The following is a 2,594-nucleotide window of genomic DNA, read 5'->3' on the forward strand; positions in this document are numbered from 1 at the left end:
AACACTCATGCTCTTCATTCTAATGTTGGGGCTAGCAGGTGCTGGTGCAGGTTATTACCTGTTTTATTATAAACCTCAGCATGAGCTGGCCCAGAAGGAAAATTTGCCGAAAGATGACCCGATGCTGTTAGAGGAAACCAAGGCTCAGAGTGACGATCTGAACGTACCTATTTTACCTGAAGTGATGGATTATTATGTCGACGCAACAACGATAGGGGTTCGTGAGTCGCCGGAAATAAATGCATTTGTTCATCGTTTATTGTATCGCGGTGAAAAAGTTTATCTTTATGAAAAGAAATCGGGTTGGGGGCGGATTTCTCCCTATTTTGTTTATCAAGATGGCGGGCCAGAGGTCGCCGAATGGATCCCTTTACAAGGGTTGAGTGAGCAAGCACCGAGTATTACCGCTGAAGAACGGTATAACACCGTACTAAGCTATATTGCTGATTCCGATGATTTAGATTTATTTGAAGAAATATTTATTGAAAAAACAGAGCAACTGTTAACCGATGGTTCGTGTTCTCCAGTCGATTTTAAAGAGTTAGGCGGGTGGATTCGATCGGTACGTTATCAAGATAGAGATGTTTATTTTGTCTATTGCGGTGGTTTAAATCAATCGAATAAAATTTATTTGAATGTACAAAGTGGGGATATTTTTTATCAGTAAACCCGTAACGGGCGTTATGATTGATTTACAGTGACTTAAACGAAAATAGTAGTGATTTTATCTTGAGTGCAAAGATTTTACTTGAGTACTTGCACACCCGGCCCTAAACTGAGCCAGTCTGTTTTTGTGGTGTTGTTATGGTTAGTCGTTTGACGGGTCTGTTTTGGTTGGTGTTAATCAGTGCGCTGCTGCCTATGCAGAGCCTTTCTGCTGCATCCAATACACCACTTGGTCAACCGATAAGCAGTGAAATAGAGCAGTCTGCATCTGTTTTATTTAATCCATTGCAGCTTGATTCTAAAACAGAAAAGTCTTTATCGGAGGGGATTTCTTCTCCTATCACTGAAATACCTCAACTGACGCAGCAGCATGGTATTATCTATTCTTCACGTTGGAGTGTGGGTGAAACGCTCTGGCAAGACGATGAAGACAGCGATATTGATGGCTCTGGATTAGATGTCGTTCCTTGCCTGAATGGTTCATGTCGATTAATCTCGGCTGCATTATTGGCTACACCCTATCAACATTTTCATACCTCCTATCGTCTTTCCGGTTGGAAAGAAACTAATGCCATGTATGTGGCGCTTAACAGCCAATTTTTTACTGTCTAATTTCTCTATCAGTGACCTTGTCACTTCTTATTTATTTTAACTCGACGTTCAGCTCGAGGAGAGAGTTATGCAGAAAAAAAGTAGTAAAGCATCCGCTCGTCTAATCAATCATTATTCGATGTGGAAATACCTGATTCTGGTGGTGACGGTTGCTATCTTGATCTTAAGTGCCATCCCGACTTGGTATGGTGAACAACCATCGATTCAGATTCAATATTCATCCGCTAACCAGCAACTAAATAATATAGTTAACCTTAACCGGATACTTAAAGAAAAAGGGCTTCAGGCACAAGAGATCCGTCAACAAGAGAATACATTGACTTTGGTTTTTAGTAACGAGACCGAACAAGCGCAAGCTCGCCAAGTTTTGGATCCCATGATTAAAGAAGGAGAAAGTATTACTTTTTCTTATGTCTCAATGGCACCGAGATGGCTGAGCGAGTTAGGATTTCATCCAATTAAATTAGGGTTAGATCTACGTGGTGGAGTGCAATTCCTCCTGAATGTTGATGTGGATAAGGCTTTTCAAGAGCAGCGTGATGCGCTAACCGATGAATTACGCGATATGCTGCGTAATGAATCGATTCGAGGGGCTAGTATTCAGCCTGTTGGAAATGATGGATTTATGGTGTCAGTCAATTCCAATGCCTCACTGAGTAAAATCCAAAAGTTTGTTAAAGAAAACTATGCGGGATGGGAAGTCAAGGTTGCGTCAAATCGAGTGACGGTTCAGCCGAGCCAACAAAATAAACTGGACTTTCAATCCGCGACTTTACAACAAAATTTAAAGATCATGCGTGATCGTATTGAAGAACTGGGGATTACAGAAGCACTTGTTCAGCGTCAAGGTGAGCATAGCATTCGTATCGAACTCCCTGGCGTACAAGATCCGTCCCAAGCAAAAAATGTGATTGGCGCTACCGCAAGTCTCGCGTTTTATGAAGTAAAAACGATCGCTTCCCGAGAAGATATCATCTTAAATGATAACGCCGGACACGCTGTTATTTTAAATAAACGTCCCGTCTTAACCGGCGATCATATTATTAATGCCCGTGCAGGGATGGATAAAATGGGCTTTTCGGAAGTCAATATTTCGCTCGATCACACGGGTGGAAAAGTGATGAGTGATTTTTCCGCAAAACATATTGGTAAACCAATGGCGACGGTGTATCGAGAATATAAAACCAATGCGCGCGGGGAAACCGAACGTAGTGAACGAGTGATCAGCGTGGCGACGATTCAATCCCAGCTAGGCAGCCAATTTAGAATTACGGGAGCGGGCTCTAATCAAGAAGCTCAACAACTTGCGCTTTTAC

At 42.1% G+C, this 2,594-nt stretch carries 3 protein-coding genes; all 3 read left to right on the top strand.

Going from position 1 to position 2,594, the window contains the following annotated elements; genetic code table 11:
• The first annotated feature begins 7 nt into the window (after positions 1-7).
• Positions 8-667, top strand: a complete 660-nt coding sequence (locus B7C60_RS07395; RefSeq protein WP_099611105.1) for an SH3 domain-containing protein — start codon at positions 8-10, stop codon at positions 665-667.
• Positions 668-804: 137 nt separating this feature from the next.
• Entirely contained in the window at positions 805-1,278 is a 474-nt protein-coding gene (locus B7C60_RS07400) for a hypothetical protein (RefSeq protein ID WP_099611106.1), read from the top strand.
• A gap of 67 nt (positions 1,279-1,345) precedes the next feature.
• Positions 1,346-2,594, top strand: a 1,249-nt coding sequence (locus tag B7C60_RS07405; RefSeq protein WP_245868838.1) for a SecDF P1 head subdomain-containing protein, incomplete at its 3' end; no start/stop codon positions are given.

It is taken from the genome of Vibrio fujianensis (assembly GCF_002749895.1).
Taxonomy (GTDB): domain Bacteria; phylum Pseudomonadota; class Gammaproteobacteria; order Enterobacterales; family Vibrionaceae; genus Vibrio; species Vibrio fujianensis.

Coding starts and splice junctions, on each gene's coding strand:
- B7C60_RS07395 (WP_099611105.1), top strand. CDS start 8: ATGCTCTTCATTCTAATGTTGGGGCTAGCAGGTGCTGGTGCAGGTTAT.
- B7C60_RS07400 (WP_099611106.1), top strand. CDS start 805: ATGGTTAGTCGTTTGACGGGTCTGTTTTGGTTGGTGTTAATCAGTGCG.